The sequence below is a fragment of the Streptomyces sp. NPDC055287 genome, assembly GCF_053646035.1.
On the sequence record NZ_JBSHNE010000068.1, the window covers coordinates 1 to 20,106 of the forward strand.

The 20,106-nt window shown below is 68.0% G+C and carries 17 protein-coding genes and 1 pseudogene; 11 read left to right on the forward strand and 7 right to left on the reverse strand.

Annotated elements, in window-relative coordinates:
- The first annotated feature begins 387 nt into the window (after window positions 1-387).
- Window positions 388-1,065: a hypothetical protein gene (locus tag ACWIHY_RS37835; RefSeq protein ID WP_454381166.1), complete on the forward strand. Its 678-nt coding sequence runs from the start codon at window positions 388-390 to the stop codon at window positions 1,063-1,065.
- Between the two features lie 349 nt (window positions 1,066-1,414).
- Here ACWIHY_RS37835 and ACWIHY_RS37840 read toward each other — a convergent pair whose 3' ends face one another.
- Entirely contained in the window at window positions 1,415-4,141 is a 2,727-nt protein-coding gene (locus tag ACWIHY_RS37840; protein WP_454381167.1) for a DUF3376 domain-containing protein, read from the reverse strand.
- A gap of 466 nt (window positions 4,142-4,607) precedes the next feature.
- On the opposite strand from ACWIHY_RS37840, the gene ACWIHY_RS37845 reads away from it, so the two are divergent.
- Together ACWIHY_RS37845 and ACWIHY_RS37850 are read left to right on the forward strand one after the other, a co-directional pair.
- A complete protein-coding gene (locus ACWIHY_RS37845; RefSeq protein ID WP_454381169.1) occupies window positions 4,608-4,769 on the forward strand; it encodes a hypothetical protein in 162 nt (53 codons plus the stop codon).
- Window positions 4,770-4,889: 120 nt separating this feature from the next.
- Window positions 4,890-5,093, forward strand: a complete 204-nt coding sequence (locus tag ACWIHY_RS37850; RefSeq protein WP_454381170.1) for a hypothetical protein — start codon at window positions 4,890-4,892, stop codon at window positions 5,091-5,093.
- A 228-nt stretch (window positions 5,094-5,321) separates the two neighbouring features.
- Here ACWIHY_RS37850 and ACWIHY_RS37855 read toward each other — a convergent pair whose 3' ends face one another.
- The 4 genes from ACWIHY_RS37855 to ACWIHY_RS37870 form a co-directional block, all read right to left on the reverse strand.
- Window positions 5,322-7,154 (reverse strand): SIR2 family protein, encoded by a 1,833-nt coding sequence (locus ACWIHY_RS37855; protein ID WP_454381172.1) that lies wholly within the window; start codon window positions 7,152-7,154, stop codon window positions 5,322-5,324.
- 114 nt (window positions 7,155-7,268) lie between these two features.
- Window positions 7,269-7,709: a helicase associated domain-containing protein gene (locus tag ACWIHY_RS37860; protein ID WP_454381174.1), complete on the reverse strand. Its 441-nt coding sequence runs from the start codon at window positions 7,707-7,709 to the stop codon at window positions 7,269-7,271.
- 550 nt (window positions 7,710-8,259) lie between these two features.
- Window positions 8,260-10,212: a sensor histidine kinase gene (locus ACWIHY_RS37865; RefSeq protein WP_454381176.1), complete on the reverse strand. Its 1,953-nt coding sequence runs from the start codon at window positions 10,210-10,212 to the stop codon at window positions 8,260-8,262.
- Window positions 10,213-10,492: 280 nt separating this feature from the next.
- Window positions 10,493-10,810 (reverse strand): hypothetical protein, encoded by a 318-nt coding sequence (locus tag ACWIHY_RS37870; RefSeq protein ID WP_454381177.1) that lies wholly within the window; start codon window positions 10,808-10,810, stop codon window positions 10,493-10,495.
- A gap of 25 nt (window positions 10,811-10,835) precedes the next feature.
- Here ACWIHY_RS37870 and ACWIHY_RS37875 point away from each other — a divergent pair, with 25 nt between their 5' ends.
- The 8 genes and pseudogenes from ACWIHY_RS37875 to ACWIHY_RS37910 all read left to right on the forward strand — a co-directional run.
- On the forward strand, window positions 10,836-11,234 hold the full coding sequence (locus ACWIHY_RS37875; RefSeq protein WP_454381179.1) for a hypothetical protein: 399 nt from the start codon (window positions 10,836-10,838) through the stop codon (window positions 11,232-11,234).
- 110 nt (window positions 11,235-11,344) lie between these two features.
- Window positions 11,345-12,502 carry a protein kinase domain-containing protein gene (locus ACWIHY_RS37880; RefSeq protein WP_454381181.1) on the forward strand — a complete coding sequence of 386 codons (1,158 nt, stop codon included), beginning with the start codon at window positions 11,345-11,347 and terminating at the stop codon, window positions 12,500-12,502.
- A gap of 396 nt (window positions 12,503-12,898) precedes the next feature.
- The gene (locus ACWIHY_RS37885) at window positions 12,899-14,122 is read left to right on the forward strand and encodes a hypothetical protein (protein WP_454381183.1); all 1,224 of its coding nucleotides are present in this window, start codon (window positions 12,899-12,901) and stop codon (window positions 14,120-14,122) included.
- Between the two features lie 403 nt (window positions 14,123-14,525).
- Complete coding sequence (locus ACWIHY_RS37890; protein ID WP_454381184.1) at window positions 14,526-15,773, forward strand: outer membrane protein assembly factor BamB family protein; 1,248 nt, start codon at window positions 14,526-14,528, stop codon at window positions 15,771-15,773.
- A gap of 651 nt (window positions 15,774-16,424) precedes the next feature.
- The gene (locus ACWIHY_RS37895) at window positions 16,425-16,592 is read left to right on the forward strand and encodes a sigma factor-like helix-turn-helix DNA-binding protein (RefSeq protein WP_454381185.1); all 168 of its coding nucleotides are present in this window, start codon (window positions 16,425-16,427) and stop codon (window positions 16,590-16,592) included.
- Window positions 16,593-17,244: 652 nt separating this feature from the next.
- Window positions 17,245-17,676, forward strand: coding sequence for a subtilase-type protease inhibitor (locus ACWIHY_RS37900; protein ID WP_454381186.1), 432 nt, complete (start codon window positions 17,245-17,247; stop codon window positions 17,674-17,676).
- 132 nt (window positions 17,677-17,808) lie between these two features.
- Entirely contained in the window at window positions 17,809-18,384 is a 576-nt protein-coding gene (locus ACWIHY_RS37905; protein ID WP_454381191.1) for an AMIN-like domain-containing (lipo)protein, read from the forward strand.
- A 208-nt stretch (window positions 18,385-18,592) separates the two neighbouring features.
- Window positions 18,593-18,789: pseudogene (locus tag ACWIHY_RS37910) on the forward strand (PAS domain-containing protein); the annotation flags it as partial.
- Between the two features lie 116 nt (window positions 18,790-18,905).
- Here the strand turns inward: ACWIHY_RS37910 and ACWIHY_RS37915 are convergent.
- On the reverse strand, window positions 18,906-19,058 hold the full coding sequence (locus tag ACWIHY_RS37915) for a hypothetical protein (RefSeq protein ID WP_454381187.1): 153 nt from the start codon (window positions 19,056-19,058) through the stop codon (window positions 18,906-18,908).
- Window positions 19,059-19,210: 152 nt separating this feature from the next.
- On the reverse strand, window positions 19,211-19,870 hold the full coding sequence (locus ACWIHY_RS37920; RefSeq protein WP_454381189.1) for an HNH endonuclease family protein: 660 nt from the start codon (window positions 19,868-19,870) through the stop codon (window positions 19,211-19,213).
- Between the last annotated feature and the right edge of the window lie 236 nt (window positions 19,871-20,106).

Sequence of the window (20,106 nt, forward strand, 5' to 3'; positions counted from 1 at the left end):
GGAAGAAGCCCTCGACTGCGCCTGCGGGCTCTACCTCTCCGACCCCACCACCTGATCAACGCCCCTCCACGAACTTCCGCGGAGCAGCACTAGGATGCGGTCGAGCAGCCGCTGGTCATTGTTCTGCACGAATGTCATGCAACACCCCCCGATAGGCATGCGAACGCGACAAGATGCTCGCAGGACAACGAGGGCGTGAAAACCCCTCGATCGGGCCGAGACGGTGCACCGTGCCGAATTGTTCTCCCCCCGAGGTGGCAGCAGTACGGCGGAGCACGACAGCCCGCTACCGAGAATCCCCATCGCCCCGAACCTGCCCGTAACGCATATGAGTGCCTATACAGTGCCAAGCCTCCCGCAAAGAGGCGGGGTTGCAGGGGGTGAGCCATGCCTGGTGACGAAGGCGAAAACGGTCAGGCCGCAGGACCGGTCGACGACAGATTCTGGTCGCTGCAGCGACGCGCCTGGGGGCTGCTCTTCGGGCGACTGAGAACGCGATACAGCACGCGGGCGCGCATCGGCGCCATCGGAGGAACAGCGGCAGCCGCAACGGCCATTGCCGTCTTCGCACCCATGTGGTCGACCTGGACGGCCGCCAACGACATCAAGATCACCTCGCTCAAAGAGGGTGAGCGGGTGGAGCGCTGCATCGAGACCCTCAGCGGCACAGGAGAGCTCGCGGACGGCCATCACCTTTGGATCGCCCTGGTGACCGGCCCCGCGGACCGGTATCGGCCCCGCAACATCGTGTTCACCACACAGGCCGACCTTGCACACGGCGAATGGCACGCTGAAAACATCAACGTGGGCGGGGAGAAACGCGAAGGAGCTAGTTACACGCTGGCCACGGTGGACGTCGATTCGAAAACTCACCGGTTGCTGTCATCCGCTGTCATCGACATGTACCCCCGCGACAGTGAAACCCAGGGTCCCGGGGAAGACCTGTGGCGCCTGTCCACGGACACCTACCCGACAGGTGCTGCTCCCCTTGATGAAGTGCGCGTCACGCGCGGTGCCTCAGGCACCCGATCGTGCCACGAGATCGAAGAGCAGGGCCGCCAGTAGCCGACTGCCGGCCACGACGAGCGCGCGGCATCACAGCCCACCGCCCCCGCCGGTGCTCATGGAGTCTCCGGACTCACCCACGCGGGCGCAGACAGCAGCAATGGCCGGTCCCAGTCGATCTGCAGCCGCCGCTGCCAGATCAGCCTGTACACCAGATCCAGTGCCAACAGCTCCGGCACTCCGCTCGCCGCGACGCCCTCGGTATTGGCCGCCGTCGCCGAAACGCTGCCAGTACCGCCCGCTCCTCGGCCGCATCCACGTCCACCGGGTAGCGGTAGTCGGACACCCACACAACCCGCCCTTCCTCATTGAGATCATCGAGGACCGTCACAGTGCGACGGGTGTGGGCCTACGGTGCGGCCGGGGCGGCGGAATTTCTGGTGCGTCGCCGCTCACGCCGACGCTGCCGCTTCTTCCTGATCCACTCCCAGAGCACGGTCAGTCCGAACTCCAGGATGAACACCACGAGCATGCCGCCGACGGCGATGGCCAGGATGAGCCAGGGCCAGAGCTCCTCCCAGCAGCGCTGGACTAGAGCTGCGAGCCCGAAGGAGCAGGCCAGGGTGGAAAAAAGGGTCACGATGGTCGCCCCGAGCGTCACCCCCATGGCTGAGGCGGGGTTCTTTCTGACCCTCCACCACCACAGCCAGCGCCCTGGGATGCCGACAAGACGCGTCGGCCACGGCCAGTGCCTCTTGGGGACATGACGGCCAAAGCCCCGCCAGAACATGGTCCGGCCGGCGTCGGCCGCAGGTCCTCGGACCGGTGAACCCTTGCCCACCAGGATGCTCAGCACCGCGTCGACGACCTTTCCCGCGGTCTGCTTACCTTCCTTTGTCTCGAGGTAGCCCTTGAAGAGGTCCGCGTCGTTTGGTTCGGCCAGGGCCTTGAGATTTCGGCTCATCTGCTCCTTGCCGATCTCGGCCTGCAGAATGGCCTTGTGCAACTTCACCTCGGTGGCTCGACGCTTTTGGTGGTCGGTGATGAACAGGCGCAGGAGATGGTGAGCGGCGTCGAGTCGTCCCCACGTGAAGTCGGAGGCGCGCCAGTCAGGGTTGACGAACGCCCCGAAGTGGTTGAGGCGGATGCCGTACAGCTTGCGGTCGCCAAGGGGCGCGTACTTGTCCAGTGGGAACAACGGGCTGTGCTCGTCGGGTCCCAGCCGCAGGAACTCGAACTGCGGTGCGTGCTCTGCCAGCTCTTCTGGTGAGGCGAATGACTGCGCCACCACTTCCGCGGTGAGGCAGGCGCGGAGGGTCTGGCCGGCAGTCAGCCCTCGGGGGTGGCTGACGGAATCGGCTTTGTGGGCCCCGTGGATTGCCTTCGCAAAAGCGTTGACCGCCTTATGGACTTGCTGGCCGATGATATGGGCGAGCCCGAGATCCTTGTAGATGGCGTTCAACGAGGCCGTCGGACCCTGATCAGCGCCTCCCCGCTGCACGGGATCGTCACCGGACGTACCAGCATTGCGAATCAGGGCGAACACTGCGTCCTGAGCGGCACGCACGACCCGTACGCAGGCGCTGAGGTCACTCAGTGCGTCGGTGAGACACTTCTCGGCCCGTTGCCGGTCAGCAACGTCGTCAGCCCGCCGCGCCGCCCGCCGCCAGGACCTCGTCGGTGCGCAGGGCGGAGCAGCCTTACCGGTGCCGGTGCTTCTGAGACGTTCATCGATATGCCCCACGAGCGTCCAGATGAGCCGCTCGGCAGCACTGGCGCCCCACACCCAAGGATGGCAGGAACTGGTTTTCAGTTCATCCGCGGACTTCGGGATCCAGTCGGGCGGCGGACCATTGCCCAGAATGGTCGCTGCGTCATCGTGGGGAATGCCCACCAAGGAACGCACGCCGCGTCCTTCATCACGCAGGTCCCGCACTTTCCACGCTGCGCCCGTGACTCGGCTGTGCTGGTAATCGGTGAAGAGTGATTCGGCAATCTTGAGCATCTCCTTGCGGTCGCCGGCGCCGCCCTGCCACTGCTTCTTAAAGAGTTCCAGGTGGCGGTTCTGCGTCCGTTTGCGCATGCGGGCGCACAGCTCAGCTGTCCCCGTGCGGAAGTCAGCTTCTCTCGGATAACTGATGGCTGTCCCGAGGACCGACGGCCACTCGGTGGCCTTGCACGGCGGCTTGTTCTCCACATGCCGCTGGGCGACGCCGGTGGAGGGCACGATGTAGATGACAACCCGCCGTACGGGACCGTCCACGCGCCGGTCCGCGATCGCGTCGAGGACCGGTCCGAAAGGGGCGTTGTTGAGCAGGCCTCCATCGACGATCCAGCTGGCCCGGTCGCGGCCGCGGCTCGGGATCTGCGGATCGGGCCGTACCCGCTGCTCCAGCAGGGGGGACTCGTCAACGGGCGCGAACGCCAGCGGAAATCCGGCCGAGGCGCGGGCGGCCAGCTTGAGCAGGTCCAAGCGGTCCTCGAAGTCGTTGCGGACCTCAGGCTCTGGTTTCCAGACATTGCACTCGGTACTGGTCTTACGGAAGGTCACGGCGTGTGGGTCGTGCCGGAACTTGTAGATTCGGCGATGGTCGTCGACATCGAAACGGCCGCCGAAACCGTCCTGGAAGTCCTCAGGCAGACCGTCGAGCGCGGTCGCTGTGACGAAGAGTGTCACCGGCTCAGGATCCGCAACTGGATCCTTCTCACACATCTCGCGCAGCTTCGTTCCGATGGTTTCCTCGAAGAACTGACCGTCGAGCACACTGTTGTACGGCGGTTTCTTTAGCAGCTTCGTGTCCGTGAGCGCTGCGGCATCCCGCCAGGTCTCACGCAGATCGGGAAGCGTCGTCCCCCTCCCGATGGCTGTAGCCAGAAAGGAGCCGTTGAGGCCGCCGGCCGACGTACCCGCGATGACATCCACCAGGACGTGCGTGTCCGCATCGCGGATGACGTCCCGCCAGAGTTCGAAGACCTCCTCGTCGGACTCTGTGTCTTGGTCTGACTGCTTCGAGTGGATGCTTCGGGAAGCCCGCCGCAGTAGATCGAGTTCATGCGTTACCCCGCCCATCCAGACGGCCAGACTCACTCCACCGTTGAGGACGAGGGCCAGACGAGTCTGCTCGGGAGCGGCCATGAAGGCAGGCTAACCGAACATTGAGGTATGTTTCGGGCATTCCGCCGGCGTGTCCACTACAGCAGGCCGCCCTATACGACACCCCTGGGCCGCGCCACCGGCACGGAGCTCGTCCTGCCCAGCGACGACCCTCTGGTGACCTCCGGGGCCGTAGCTGCCACCAGCACCTTCACCACCGACTACCGGATCGACGGCACAACAAACAACACCAAGGAACCCGCCGTCGCAGGCCTGCCCTCAGAAATAGTCTCCCCCGAATACAACTCCTACGGTCTGCCCACGGGACTTTCCGGCACCACCGGTTACCTCCTTGGCGTCGACTATTCCGCCCTCGGCCAGGCATGGCAGATGACATTGGGCACCTCCACCGCCGAGGGCGTGAAGAAGGCCTACCTCAACAACACCTTTGCCGCGGGGCGCGTGGGCGAAGTGGGCGTGCGAGCGCGAAGGGTGCGGTCAGAGCGGCATGGACCGGGAAGAGGAGGGGGCTGCGGACAACGCGGCCTGGGCGGCCGCGTTGCATCAGCAGGAAGAGCACCGGGAGCTCGTGGTGCGCGAGGCCGTGGAGTGTCTGCGCCATGCGGGGGAGATTCTGCGCGGGCTGCCGCAGGTGCTGACCCGACATTGACGTCGTCACGCACTGAGGCCATGCGTGCGTTACCCCTGAGAGCGCCCAGGGCGCTTTGTCGTCACGATGGTACTTCAGGTCCTCAAACAGGCCCGGGCACGCTCCGTGGACCCCCAGGACATGACGAACCTCGCCGTGGACCACGCGACCGCGACCGGCGCCACCGACTGGCAGACCCAGGCGCTTACCAGCCTGTTCAGCATTGCGAACGCGATCCAGCCCGGCAGCCCGTCGTCCTACATCAATGGCCAGCACCGCGCCCAGGCCATGCTCGACGCCGGCGTACGCCGCACCGTCGCCCTGCACTACGTCCACCGGACATAGCCCCCAGTTGGCGCCGGTTCGCCGTGCTGCTCAACGAAGTCCCCTGCAGTTACCCAGGCGGGCGCGTCCCGGGGCCGGCCGGGGCCCGGCTTGTACCGGCCGCTCCGTAGCCACCGCCGACCTGCAGCCCCTCCACTTGCCGAAGCCGTCGAGGAGAGCCCGGGAGACGGCCGGCGATCCGTCGGCCCAGGCCCGCCTTGGAGGGGGTGGTGGTTACGGGACGGCGCATCACCACTCTCCGCCGTGCTGCCTCCTCCACTCCGCGAGCGCGGTGAGGGCTTTCTGGGCACGGAGGAGTTCGCCTCCGAAGGCGCCGGCGGCGAGGAGCGGCCAGGTGTCGGTGAGTTCTGCCTCGATGACGGCCGCGAGACCGTTGCCGTCATCGCCCCAGGTGTCGTCGAGGAAGAACTCGCCGGCCCACGGGTAGGTGCGGAACTCACTCTCGGCGTCCATAGCGATCATGGAGGCCAGGAATTCGAACCTGGAGCAGGCTTCGCCGTAGGCGTCGTCGTTGGGTTCGACGAGCCGGAAAGGTTCGCGCAGTTCTTCCTTGAGCCACCGGCTCTGGGGGTAGAGCCATGCGCTTCCCCCGTCCGAGCGGTACATGTCGTTGATGCCGTCGCTCGCGATGATGTAGTTGGGGTTGAGGTACCAGGCGGGCCCCATGCGCGGGTGCCCGTAGCCCGGGCGAGCCCATTCGGGACGGATCAGGATGCCGGGCAGCAGCTTTTCGCGGTGGCTTAGGATCGCGGCGACTCCGATGGTCCAGGTCGCCAGGAGCGCCGGAAGGTGCCGCAGTTTCTCCAGGTACTCGTTGTACCTGCCCGGCGTGGTGTCGCGCATACGGACTAGGTGAGAGAGGGCGCGGTGCCAGACCTGGTCGTGGGTGCCGTCGTCGTGGAAGACGCCATTGGCGAGGAGGTGCAGCAGGGTGTCGCTGTCGGCCCGGTACCCGCGCACGCTGGAGCCGAAGGTGTCGGCCCACGAGGCCGGCGCGGCGCTGACCGGCCGATGCTCCGGCGTACTTCGGTCGATGAGCTGGGTGACGGCCTGGTCGACAAGATCGAATAGCTCGATGCGCCGTACGGGGTCGGGCAGGGCCCGCTTGAGCTGGACGACAGCCAGATCCCGGGTGATGGGGGCGGCCGCCAGGTGGTCCAGGGCCTCGACCCGCCGCACCAGGTCCGTGAACAGCTCGTCCGCACTCATGCCTTCGACCACGACCGCGCCGTGCTGGGCTGTCAGGCGCTGGGCACCCTCGCCGAGACGGCCGTACTGGGACCAGAACATCGGATACCGGCGCGACCGGGTGCTCTCGATGGCGCGGACGAGAGCCTTGTCCCAGTCCGCGGACCAGCCGCACACGATCAGCCCGTACTCGTCCAGCACCCGCTCCAGGAGCCGCTGCTGAGCCTCGGGGTAGGTCTCCAGCTCGTCGACAGTGTTGCGCTGCTCCAAGTCGGCGTAGTCACCGTGCAGCTTGATCACAGTGACCTGGCTGTGCGCGAGCGGCTTGATGCCATCGATCTGGTCCGGTCGGTGCACCACCTGAGGCGAGATGCCGACTTCCTGCAGCGCCCGCTCCATGAGCCGGTCGAAGTTCGTGGTCAGAATGACGCGGATGCTGCCCCGCTTGACCAGCTTCGCGATTGCCCGGTGTGCAGCAGTCGGTCCCTTGTCGTCGTCAGTGTCGCTGTCATTGGGCTCGAAGTACCCCGCCAGCAGGGCCTGCCGGGAGGCGGGCTTGGGAGCCACGGCGGCCAGGAGGCCGGAGTAGCCCAGAGACTCGTCGGAGTTGGCCTCCCACCACTTCTCAGGCTTGGCCATGGCCTCGGCGCGGGCATCGGGATTGTCGGGGTCGCGTACCGCGGCCACCTTGCCGACGATGTCTTCCACGACGCCCCAGCCGGTCTTCACTCCCGAGGCGATTGAGATGCCAGCGCCCAGGAGGAGCGCGTACACGCCCGGGCTCGAGTGCATATTCAGCGCCAAGGCCATCGGAGGTTCGATGAGTCCCCCGGCCGGGATGGGGACCGGCCCGGTCGCGTCGTCGCTCGCCACGTATGCCTCCCTCTGCCGATGACTCGTCCGGTGGACGAATGTTCATCAGCTCTGGCATCAGGATACCGCACTAATCGTCACCATGACGAGAAGATGTGCCGCCTCCCGCCCACCTCATCCCGGCCCTGGACAGTTGTTCCGCCCGTTCCGGCGACAGCGCGGCGGCCCGGCTGCGCTGGTTGTTGACCCATGCCCCAGGCGGCACTGGAGTTCCCCGCTGTCTTCGGAGAGCACGGTCTCGATGTGTTTGCGGGGCACTCGCAGGTGGCCTTCGCGCTCGTAGAACTGTTTGGCGGCCTCGTAGTGCATGGCCCACTTCTCCGCCTGGCTGGTCCGCGGCTTGGGCTTCTCGTCTTCGGTTGCGGGTGTGATTCCGAGGACGTGTTCGCACATCCATTGCTGCACGGTTGTGAGCTTGTCCCAGCCGAGCCGTTCCGAGCGCACCCACCGGCCGAGGTCCTCGCTCTGGTGCACGACGGTGCCGGGCTCGGTCGGCAGTTCGCCGCCGGCCTCCAGGTGGAGGCGGGTGAGGTGGAAGGCGCGTTGCCATTCCACCGGCCAGGCCGGGCACCAGGAGGGGTCGATGTCTTCCAGCTGCTCGTGATGGTCTGCGGGGAAGTTTCAGTGGAGGTTCGGCAGCTGGTTGTCAGCGGTGTAGCCCCAACGACCTGGTAGTTCACATTGACAGGCAGTGACGAGCTGGTGCTGACACGAGCGACGAACAGCCACGTCATTCGCACGCCGACCATCAACCCGGGACTGGCTGGTGGTGGGATTGCTGGGACTGACCGCCTGCTGCACGGTGATGGCCCTGCTGACCCACAGGCGCCGCAGGGCCGGCCACCCGGCTCGGCCGTCGTCCACCGGCTGCAGCGCCTCCGGGAAGGCACTCCGTGGGCTGGACCGCCCAGGGCGAGCGGGTCCCGTACTTCCTGGTGATCGCATCGATCACCAGCCGATGATCACCCCACGGGCTGCCGCGCTGCGGTGTCCGATCCAGCAACAGCTCGGTCCTGCCCCAGTGCAAGTCAGTCAAGGACACACCGGACCGACGATCCGGTGATCCGAAAGAGGCAGCCACGGGTACGACGCTCCTCTTCGCGGATCAGGTCGTCACCGCTTGCGCCTCCGGGGCCTCGACGAGACTGGTCGGCAGGGCGATGTATGCCGTGACCCCGCAGGTCCCGCTCTGCCCCTGGGTGGACCTCAGTTCGACCTGGGCGCCCAGCCGGGCCGCGAGGGTTCCGACGACGTAGTGGCCGAGGTAGCGGCTGGGGGCGACCAGGAAGGACTCGCGGCCTGCGAGGCGTGCGTTGGAGCGGGCCAGGTCTTCGGTGCTCATGCCGGTTCCGCGGTCGACGACCGCGATGCAGTACTCGCCGCCGTCGCGCCAGCCGTAGATCTCGACCGGGCGCGAGGGCGGCGAGAAGATCAGCGCGTTCTCGATGAGCTCGGCGAGCAGATGGGACAGCTCGGCGACGGCCCGGCCGCGGATCCGGCCGTCCTGTACGTCGACGACGGCCACGCGCTGGTACTGCTCGACCTCGGCGATCGCCGACTGGACCACCTCGGACGCCGTCACCAGCCCCGACCAGGTGCGCGGCGGCGACTCCTCCCCCGCGAGCACGAGCAGCGACTCCGCATTGCGGCGCATCCGGGTGGCCAGGTGGTCGAGTTCGAAGAGCCCGCCGAGGGCGTCCGGGTCGACTTCCTGGCTCTCCAGGGTGGTGATCAGGCCGAGCTGGCGGGAGAGAAGCACCTGGTTGCGGCGGCCGAGGCTGGCAAGCGACTCGGAGCTGTTGCGGCGCAGGATGGCTTGTTCGGCCGCGAGGCCGATCGCGGTGTGCTCGACGTTGTGCAGAGCTGCGGCGAGCTGGATGAACTCACGTGCGCCGTCCGGAACTTCGCGGGGCGGCTCGGGGACGAGTTCGTCGCCCGCCTCGGCCGCCTGGATCCGGGCGACGGCGGCCGGCAGGCCGGTACGGGCCACCGCGTCCGCCTCATCGGCCAGCGCCCCGAGCGGCCGCGTGATCGAGCGGGCGGAGAGCAGGGCGAGCGCGGTGGCGACCGCGAGGATCAGCACGCCGAGGCCGATGAATCCGCCCAGTTCGGAGGTGGCCTCGTCGCCGAGCCGATCCGCGTGGCGCCGTACATCGGAGCCAATCTTCTTTTGTACGCCGTGGAGTTGATCGACCAGTGCGGTCATCGACGACCACCAGCTGCCGGGGGCCACATGGAGTGCGGAGCCGTCGGAGCCGCCCTCGGCCTGCTTCTCGTAGCCCGTGGCGCGCCGGGCGTCTGGGGTGGCGAAGGCCGAGCCGAGTGCGGACTGCTGGGCGGAGGTGGCGAGTTCGGCGTACCGGCGCAGGGACGCACGACGGTCCGCCCGTACCTCGGTGAAGTCGAGGAACTCGCGCTCCTTGAATCGCCCGGCCGCAAAAACCCCGTTGAGGGAGCCGCGCTCCAGGGCGACCGCCTCCGTGGCCCTGGAGAGAGCGTCCAGGGCGCCCATCGCGTCGGCGAGGGCCCGGTCCCCACGGTCTGGTTCTGCCGCCGCGGCGCCGATCAGCGCGTCGATCGCCTTGGTGTACGCGGTCAGGGTCTCGGCGCGCCGGGCGGTCCCGTCGTCGACCTGGCCGCGTAAGGCAGTCAGTGCCGAGACCGGGGTGAGCGCCTTGCGTACAGCAGCGCCGGTGTCCGCTCCCGCGTCGCCCGCCGAGAGCAGGTCGTCGAATCCGCTGCGGGCGGTGTCGGTGCGGGTGCGCTGGGCATCGACGTTGTCGCGGTACTCGTCGGCGCCGCCGAGCAGGCCATTGGTGAGGCCGCGTTCACGCTGCAGCTCACGCACCAGGTTCTGGGATTTCAGTACGAGTTCGACGCGCCCGGCGCTTTCCCGGGCGGCGGACCAGTCGGCTGCCCGGTCGGCGACCCCGAGGCCGGTCACGACCAGGAGCAGACAGGTGGGGACGGCGAGCACGATGGCCACCCGTCCGCGGATCGTGCCCCAGCCGGGCAGAGCGGGCAGGTGCGGCAGGCGGTGTCGTTGGTTACGCGTCACGCTGGACGACGGTACGAACCGGCATGACCGGCGCGGTTTCCCAGCGGTAAGAAGCCGGTTGCTCGCGGCTCACGGCAGGCCGGCCCGCGCCACGCAGGGGATGCCACCTTGCCGTAACACCCAGCGCTGTTGCCCCTACCCACCCCTGCCCGGCTGTGACGTCTGCGGCTTCCGCCGCGTGGGGGGCCACAGGTCCTCCGGGGCCCCTTCCGCCCGTATCCGCCAGTACCGCAACGGTGTTTGTGCTTGAGGGGGGCCGCTCGCTTCCCGAAGCCGCGGCTCACGCAGTGCCGTAGAGTCCGGCCAGCTCGGCGATGGCGCGGGCCATCTCCGCGCGGGCCTCGGAAGGGCCGACGACCTGAACGTCGGTACCGAACTGCAGCAGATGGCGGACCGCCTCCACGACGGGGTAGACGACCTCCACCGCCAGCCACTCGTCGGTGCCGGGCTCGGGGACAGGTGGCCCGTTGAAGTAGCCGCCGGCGATGCGGGTCACCATGTCCAGCCGCTCCCGGCGCAGCCGGACGGCGATCGTGACGCCGTCGCTGCGGTCTTCCACCTCTCGGCGCAGGTCGTGCCAGGGCGCGAACGTCCGCACCCTGCATGTCCTGCCGCTCGCGCCCGTGAAGGCCGGCCCCGCCACGGCGGCCGCCGACCCGGACCTGCAATTGACCACGCCCGCCGCGCCGGTGCAGCGCCGGACCCCGCCGGAGGGCTACCGCCGTGCCCTTGAGGCGCACCGCCAGGCCGCACGGCCGTCCCGGGTGGATCCGGGCATCGCGGAAGCGGTGGAGCGGCAGACCGCCGCGATGCGCGAGCTGTCCCGCCGGGCGTTTCCCGAACCCGACGTAGTTCCGGACGACGCACCGGCTCCGTTCGAGCAGGCCCGCGTCCAGCGCCGCAAACAGGCTGCGGCGACCGAGGCGGCCGCCCTGCGCCGGGCCCGACAAGAGCGCGCCGCGCGAGAGTCCGGGAGGGTGGTCGACGTCCCGCAGCCGACTGCACTGCGGAGCACGGCCTGAGCCGAGTGGTAGATCAGCACCCCCTGTTACTGGTGGTTGTCCCGGCGTAGCGTGACGGGTACACGCCTGGTACACACCGTGCGTCGCGGTGAGCGCGAGAAGGGGGAGTCGTGCAGGAAGGGACCGTGCTGGACGGGCGCTACCGGCTGATCGAGGCGATCGGTGCGGGCGGGTTCGGACAGGTCTGGGCAGCACACGATCCCAAGATCGACCGCCTGGTCGCGGTCAAGGTCCTCACCGGTGACGCGAGCTGCAGCCGGCAGGTGGCCCGGTTCGCCCGCGAGGCCGCAGTCGCCGGCGGCCTCGCCCACCCGAACATCGTCACCATCCACGACTTCGGCTCCACGACACACAACAGGCAGACCTGCGCCTACCTGGTGATGGAGCTCCTGCCCGGCAAACCGCTCAACGCCGCCCTGGAAGCCGGAAGACTGCCCCTGCCCAAGGCCCTGTGCATCGCAGCCTGCGTCGCGGACGCCCTCAAAGCCGCACACGACGCGGACCTGACGCACCGGGACATCAAGCCGTCCAACATCATCATCAGGCCCAACGGCAAAGCAACGGTCGTCGACTTCGGCATCACCAAGGGCAGCGACGAACGGCACGACATCACCACCACTGGCGTCCTGATCGGCACCCCGGCCTACATGGCACCCGAAGCACTCGCCGGTACCTTCGACCACCGCTCCGACCTGTACTCGCTCGGCTGCGTGCTCTACGAGATGGTCACCGGCCGCCGGCCCTTCAACGGCACCTCCTGGCACGTGGTCAACCAGCACATCAAGGAGCAGCCTGCCCCGCTGCGCACCCAGCGCCGGGACGCGCCCATAGAGCTGGAGCGGTTTGTCGCCCAGCTCCTGGCCAAGGACCCGGCACAGCGTCCAGCCTCCGCCGGGAAGGTCCGGGACGTCCTCAAGGAAATCAACGACCGGCACTTCGGGACCACACCGCCCAGCCGCGGCCGGGACATCGCGCACGAGATGCATGTCAGCCAGGCGGAAGCCACAGCAGGCGCGATCATCCCCCTGCGGATCACTGCCCACAGAACCTGCCCCGCCTGCGCCACCCGGACAGACGAGAACGCTGCACGGGGCTGCGCCACATGTAAAGGGGAAGGCAGAGTCGTGCGTGAGCAGCGCACCTACAAGGTGCGCATCCCTGCGGGCATCAGGGACGGCCAGGAGGTCCGGCTCCGCGAACTCGGAGGCGCCGGCAAGCATGGTGGTGCGCCAGGGGACATGTACGTGACTGTCCACGTTGACGGCTGAGCGAGCCTCCGGAATCCGGTTGGCCCGCCCTGATCGCGCTGACGACCTGCCGCCGGAGCGTCCCGCTGGAAGACTTCAGGGATGACCACGCAGCGGCTGCCGTTCCCGGTCCCGGATGAGCGAGCCCACCTCTTCGTCGACACCTACGCCGACATGCACGACCTTGTTGAGGTCCTGGTCGTGCCGACGGCGCTCCCGAGGCCGCGGCGACGGGTCCTGCGTACGGCCCGCGAGCTGCTGAACCCTCCGTTGTACCGACCGCGCCGCAGAGGCGCGCGGGAGTACGGAAGTTTTTGGCCAGCAAAGTGGCCACAGACCGTGGCGGCGTGTGCCGGTGTGGAGGTCGGGTATCGCTCTCGCAAGTGCGTGCAGGCAGGGCGACCTACGGGGGGACCGATGGGCAAAGCGAGCCGGGCAAAGCAGCAGCGAAGCCGCCAGGCGGCACCGGGATGGACGGCCGCGGGGGCGGCCAGAGAAGCGCATCGTCGACGCCGCAGCACTCTGGAGCTGGTGTCCGGCAACCCGTTCGTGCACGCCATGATGATGCAGAACGTTCAGAACCGGATGAGCGAGCTACGCACCGTGCTGGAGCACAGCACCGTACCTGTGCGCCAGCGCCATGACATGGCCTTTGCGATGATGTTGGGCAAGCAGGGTGCAGCGCCGCCGTGGCCAGCCGGCCCACAGCAGGCCACGAACTGGCAGATCAGCCAGATTCTTCAGATGCTGCAGACGGCTGATGTCTGCGTGATCTCGCCCGGGGCCCATGCGGCAGTGATGGCGGCGGCATCCACGCTCGAGCCTGCCGACGTCGCGACTCTGGACCGGGACAGCGACATTCACGCACCGGCGGGATTTGTGGTGCTCCCCGAGCCTGTCGTCATCGTCAACCGTGGCGGTTCCCTCTCCGACACCGTGGCGTTCAGCTGGCAGTTCGTCACCCAGCATCAGGTGTTCCCCACTGCCACGTACGCAGGTGTCCAGGTCGCGACATTCATGGACCGAGACGGTCCCGTCCAGCCGGCGGAGTGGCGCATGGTGGTGGCTCAAGCGCGGGCCAACCACACACCGCTGCCCCCGCTCGTGCCCGACGGAATCTACGGCTTCCGCGGAGACCGTGCCGCCGCCGACGGGTCAGTGGAGGAACTCGCAAGCCTGAACGCAGAGCACCGCCAGCTCAACCAGGCCCTCAACCGAGTAGCTATACCCAATGCAGCTTCCGAGGCCGGCGAATGGGACGGAGGCCGGATCGAAGACATCAACGACGATTTTGCAGCGCGCTACATGTTCGCGTTCTGGCGTCTCGCCTCCCACGGCACGACCACGATCGGCCCCGTGTCCCCCCGCCGGAACCAACATGCCTCCCACACGGCGACACAGACTCCGGACCGAGACATCCGGGTTGTCCGGCTCACCCACCAAGTCCACACCCAACGGGCCAGTTCCGAAGACGAGAGCAACGTCCGTGTCTACAACCGCCGCTGGCCGGTACGGATGCACAAGGTGCGCCAGTGGTATCCCAGCACACAGGAGCACCGTGTGATCTGGCGAGGCCCCTACATCAAAGGGCCTGCGGACGCCCCACTGATGATGGGCGAGAAGGCTTATCTCGTCGACTGAGGCAGCGCCCGACGCCCGTTCTGGCGCACCGGTGCGGCAGGTGGCAGGGCACAAGACTGCCGGGTGACCAAAGGGGACTTGGCCAACCGGCAGGGAGCCTGACGTGTTACGCGGGCTGGGCGGTCATGCGGTCGATGAACTGTCCGAAGGATTCATCGAACCTGTCCGGCGACTGCGAGGCCAGCGCTTCGGCCACAGCGCGCCATCGGGCGGGATCACGCAGATCATTAGCGCTTACGCGAGTGCAAGGAGTCGCTGATCTTGTGTGACAGGAGTTTCACGGACGCGTCCCGGTTGCGTACCGCCCGACGATTGGCCGAGATCTGACGGCTAGCCTGACCGGGCTCAAGACGTCCGAGGGGGCGTCAGCAACATCCGGGCGAAACGGGGACGGGGAACCGACATGGGCAGACGTGACGGGCACGCGGTGTCACGCAGGCAGGCGATCAGGCTGGCCGGGACGGGGCTCGGCCTGGCCGTGCTGGGGGCAGGCGCATGGGGGTGCACCCCCGAGGAGGAAACGGGCGCGTCGGACGGCGGCACAACTCCCGGTGGAGGCAAGGGCGGTGACACCGACAAGGGCGGTGACACCTTCACCACCCCGCCCCCGGGCACCGCGCCCAAGCCGCTGTGGCAGCAGAAGACAGCCAACGACGACCTGGCCGGGATCCACGCGCTCGCGGTCATCGGGGACACGGTCGTGGTGTCGGGTGACCCGCTGGTGGGACGTGACGCCGTCAGCGGCAAGGAGAAGTGGTCACGGCCGGGCGTCACCATTCCAGGCGCCAAGCTGATCACCGGCGGCGGGACGCTCTATCTCGCCAGCGCCGAGTACGACGGCGACGTGGTGGGCCTCGATCCGGCCACGGGCAAGGAGACCTGGCGCAGCCGCCTGGGCAAGGAGTACGAGCAGCCGCGCCCCATCGCGGCCGACGACCGACACGTCTACGTCCTCGCCGGGATCCTGGAGGAGGACTCCTCGACGCCGACCAATGTGATCGCCGCGATCGACACGACCTCCGGCAAGATCGCCTGGCGTGAAAAGCGGGACAAGGGGACCGAGGAGTTCGGCATCACCGCCACGGTCGTCGGCGGGCGCCTCGCGTACACCGATTTCCGGAAGAACGTGACCGTCCGCGACACGACGACGGGCCGGCAGCTCTGGACGAAGAAGATCGGCAGGTCCAACTACTACCGCTTCGCCGTGCATGAGGACCTGTTGGTCGTGCCGGACGGGCAGCGGCTGCGGGCGTTCGAGCTGGACGCGGGCACGGAACGCTGGTCGCTGGCGAATGAGAAGTTCACCTGGTTCAACGATCCGCAGGTCGTGGACGGGGTGCTCTACGCCTCCGACAGCGCGTACGGCATGTGGGCGGTGGACCCCGGAACGGGCAAGCAGATCTGGCACAACAAGGACCTGGTGGGCGAGGCTGCAGAGGCGTGGCAGTTCGCCAAGGTGGGCGGCACGCTGTACGGCGCGACCGAGCACGACAAAAACGGCGGCGTGCACGCCTTCGACGCAGCGACCGGAAAGCTGCGCTGGACGTACAACGACAACACCGGTGAGAACCAGAAGTGGTACGTGGTCCCGGCGGGCAAGCGGCTGGCCGCGATGCACGCCAAGCGGCTGTACGCGCTGCCGGCCGTCTGAGTCGACGGAGGCGGGCGGGTAGCGCGGTGGCGGGAGCCTGACCACGCCTGGCGTCATGGGTCGGGCCGCGGGAGGCGCGGCGTGGCGCGCGGCAGCCGTTCCTTGAGGGGCAAACGACCGGCACACTCAGCGACCGGGCCGGGCTACTGTGCCCGTCGTACAGGGCTGATTAGACCAGAACATCATCCGGAGGCTGACCGGGGACAGGCAACTCACCGGCCAGAGCTGGCAGCCGGAGACATGCTGCTCGACCGACAGCTCTTCACGAAGCGTCGTCACGGGGGGCAGCGAGGACTCGTCCTCGCTCGCGAGGCCCTTCCCGGCTCCAGCAGGCACAGGCCGTATCAGTGCTGACCAAGGTCAAAATGCCGCACCCTGAATGCGATTCGGTCGCCATGCAGGACACCGCCACCGCCACTGCCCAACCCGGGCCCGGGGGCGGTCTACGCGTCGAGGTACGGCTGCCCTGAAGTCCGCCCAGGGCGAAGGCGGCCCGCCGTACGCCATGCAAGTCACAGCGGCGTGACGGCGTTTCAGGTCCGGGTCAGGCCCCCCGGCGGAGACCATGTCGCTCGAACTCCTGGACATCTCCGTGGAGACGGGACGGAACGCCTGCTCACGTCCCAGGTCGTCATCGAGGCTCTGGGTGAAATGACCGACCAGCACCGCGAGATCATTAAACTCATGTACTACCTGGAGTGCAGCGTGGCCCAGGTTTCGGCACACCTCGGCATTCCACCCGGCACGGTCAAGTCCCGTTCCTACTACGCGCTGCGGCCCCTGCGGAAAGTGCTGGAAGACCGGGGTGTCACCGGCTGACCTGTCTTCGGGCGCGGCGCGCTCCGGCGCAGACCGATCGGCACCCGCCTCCCATCGCGCCCCGTCTTGTGCGCCGGCCGCTGCGCGCTCGGCTTCCAACCATGTTGGCCGCCCCGGCCGGGGCGGTACCAGGTTCAGCCCCTTTTGTCGCGGTCGCGCTGCCCGTTCCGGTAACGGCGTCTCTGCTCACGTTCAGGTCGCCGCTCTTCGCCGGCCGTCCGCACGGGTTGCGGCTCGCGACGGAGTCGAGGGCCGCGCATCGGGGTCCCTTCCGCGTCGCTTCTCGGACCGGATCTCACCATGGCGCTCGACCACCCTTTTCTGCAGGGCCGGTTGGTTCAACGGCGTGACAAGCGCCCTGCTTCACCCTTCCGATGTTCAATGAGCCACGCCGGTCATTGACAGGGGGAGCGGACCGTTCCGGCCGAATGCGATCCGGGGTGATTCGGCCTTCGCGCCCGAAACGGACGAGCGCGGGGCGACGGTCGCCAGGGAAGTTCCCTTTCCGCGCCGTTGCGTCCTGGCCACTGATTGAACGCACAAGGTATCTGAAACGCATGGGGTGCGCGTGCCGTTGCTGCGAGCGCTAGGCAAACTCGAGGACGCCGATCGGTTCCCGCACAATTCAGCAAAGCCAGGAAGGATGCGCACCATGCGGAAGACCACTCGATGGACTGCGGCCGGCGTTCTCGTCGCCGGAGCGATGCTGGGATCGACGGCCGGTACCGCGCACGCCGAGCCCACCTCGCTCTACGCGCCCTCGGCGCTGGTCCTGACCACGGCACACGGAGAGAACGCCGCCACCGCGACTCCGGAGCGCGCCGTGACCCTCACCTGTACGCCCGACGCGACCGGCACGCACCCGGCCGCCGAGGACGCCTGCGCCGCCCTTACCCAGGTGAACGGCGACTTCAGCAGCCTGGCGGAGATCAGCCGTGGCCAGCCCCGCTTCTGCACCAAGGAGTACGACCCCGTTAGCGTCACCGCGCAGGGGGTATGGGACGGCAAGCGCGTGACCTACGAGCACACCTTCTCCAATGAGTGCATCAAGAATGCCGAAGGGGCGGGCGTCTTCGAATTCTGAGGGCATCCGGGTGCAGCGGCTCAAGGGCATCGATCGGTGGTTTCGGCCACCATCGGTGTCCTTGCCGATGGCATTCGGGTGTATGCCTATGCGTACGGGTACGTGACCGATAGCGGAAAGTGGGAGCAGGCTGTGCAGCGTTTATGGGCAGTGAGTGCGGCGCTGGTGCTGGCGGGAGCGGGCTTGACAGGCGCGGCGGTGCCATCGAGCGCCGCGATGCCGGGCAGGGGGGCGACGGCCTCCGCCTCCGCATGCTCGACCGCGTGGGGAAGCGGCGTGAAGTCGGCCGCTGAGGCCGGTGCCGTGCCGCTGAGGAACGTAACGGTGAGCCGGGGCGCGTGCTTCGACCGCATGGTCTTCGATGTCACGGGCGCGTCGGCCAAGGTGGGCCATCACGTCGGTTATGTCGAGGCATTCCGCCAGGACGGCTCGGGTGACCCGATACCCGTACGCGGGGGCGCCGTGCTGCAGATCCTCGTCTCCGCTCCCAGCTATGACCCGCTGACGCTTCGCCCGACATATGCCGGCAGGGCCGGCAAGCCGTTGCCCGGCGTGGAAGTTGCCGGGTACAGGACGTTCCGGGACGCCAGGTTCGGGGCGAGCTTCGAAGGACAGACGCAGGTGGGGCTCGGTGTGAGGGCACGGCTGCCGTTCCGGGTGCTCCAGTTCGGCGACAAGCTGATCGTGGACGTCGCCCATACGTGGTGATCCGCGCCCCCGGGCGCCGCACCTGTGCTGGACGCACCTGGCCCGGATCATGGGACACGCGAACCGGTGACGGTCCAAGGCGCGATTCCCGGCCGGCCCGTCGCGGCCGGCCGGGAATCCCCAGAGTCGTGTCATGTCGCTCCGTCGGCCCCGGAGCCGATGCTGGCTCTCGCTGTCCCGCAGCTGCCCGGACCGGCTGCGCTGCCCGGTCAAGTCGTCCACCATGGTCCTGCGCGACTCCGCGGGCAGCGTCTTCGGAGCGTTGTGCATCAACCTCGACATCACCGCTGTGACCAGGCGCACGTGCTGGCCGGCGAACTCGTCGGCGTGGCCGGTAGCGCCGCGGTTCCGACGACCACCTTCGGCGACGACATCGACTCCGTGGTCGACGCGATCGTGGACGCTCGGTGTTGAGGTACGCAACGTCATCACGGGCGGTTTGGGGCGGATCTGCAGACCCCTTTGCATCGTGTCCGTGTCTCTGGTCGCACGGCCGGCAGTGCTCCGGCCGTTGTTGGTCATCACCGGGAAGGGAAAGTCGTGGCAGCGGACCTGCCGGCGCGCGCGTGCGGCCGGAGGTCATCGGTGTGCGTCCGGACCTCGTGGTGGCCCGGCCGGTCGGCCGTCTGCTGCAGGTCGTTGGGCAGGTCGGTGTTGCTCTTGTCGGGAGGCACCGACCGCATCCTCTTGGAGAGCCGTCCGTCGGCAGGCGCCAGCCTTTCCGTACACGAGCCGTCGGCCAGGGCTCCCCAACAGGCGCTCGGCCCAAGGACATGAGAACGCCCCCTGCCGCCGTCAAGGCCAGACAGGGGGCCTCGGCGTTTCGCTACGGGGCAGGTTCGAAGTGGACTTCGGTGGTCGGGCACTGCTCGGCAAGGTCGAACAGCTCGGCCTGTTCCGTCGGATCGACGGTCAGGTCCCAGCGGAGCTTGGTTCCGGTCCATTCCGCGGCGTACTGGCAGTGGACGTCGCCGCTGGGCGGCATCCACGTGCCGGGATCCTGGTCGGACTTGCTGCGGTTCGATCGGGCGGTGACGCCGACCAGCGAGGTCGGGGCCCCTAGGTCGTTGGCGTATGCCTCGCGGCGCTGCGCGGTCCACGCTGATGCGCCGGAATCCCACGATTCGGCGAGGGGCACCATGTGGTCGATGTCGAGGCCGGAGGGTCCGGACACGGTCGTCGCGTCGTAGTAGGACCACCAGGTGCCTCCGGTCAGCTTGCACCCGGGGCCGATGGTCGGCGGCTCGATGGCCTCGGCAATCAGGACCTCGTTGCGGGTGTTGCAGCCGTCCGACGGGTTCTGTCCGGTGTTCCAGTGGCGGAACTTGTCGCGCGTGTACCCCTCGCGGGATTCATCGGCGAGGTCAAGCTGGTGGACTGCGACGCTGAGCGGGAGCGTCTCTGCGGCGTGCGCTGGCGGGGACATGGTGACGGGCAGGATGGCGAGCGCGGCAGCCGTAGCGGTGCGGAGCAGGTTCTTGATCACGAAGGTATGGATAGCGCTGTATGGGCCGCCGGTTGCCCAAGACGCCGGGCTGCTCACCCGCCCGGGTGGTGCGGTTCACCGCAGACACCTCACGTCATTAGCCCGTCAAGCCGCAGCGGCCAACTCGGCTGGGAAGGCGCTCTGAGGCTGATCCTTTGGAGTGGACACCCTGACAATGGATCTTGATGGTCCAGGGAGGGATGTCCAGGTGGGACGCAAGTCTCCGTATCCGGAGG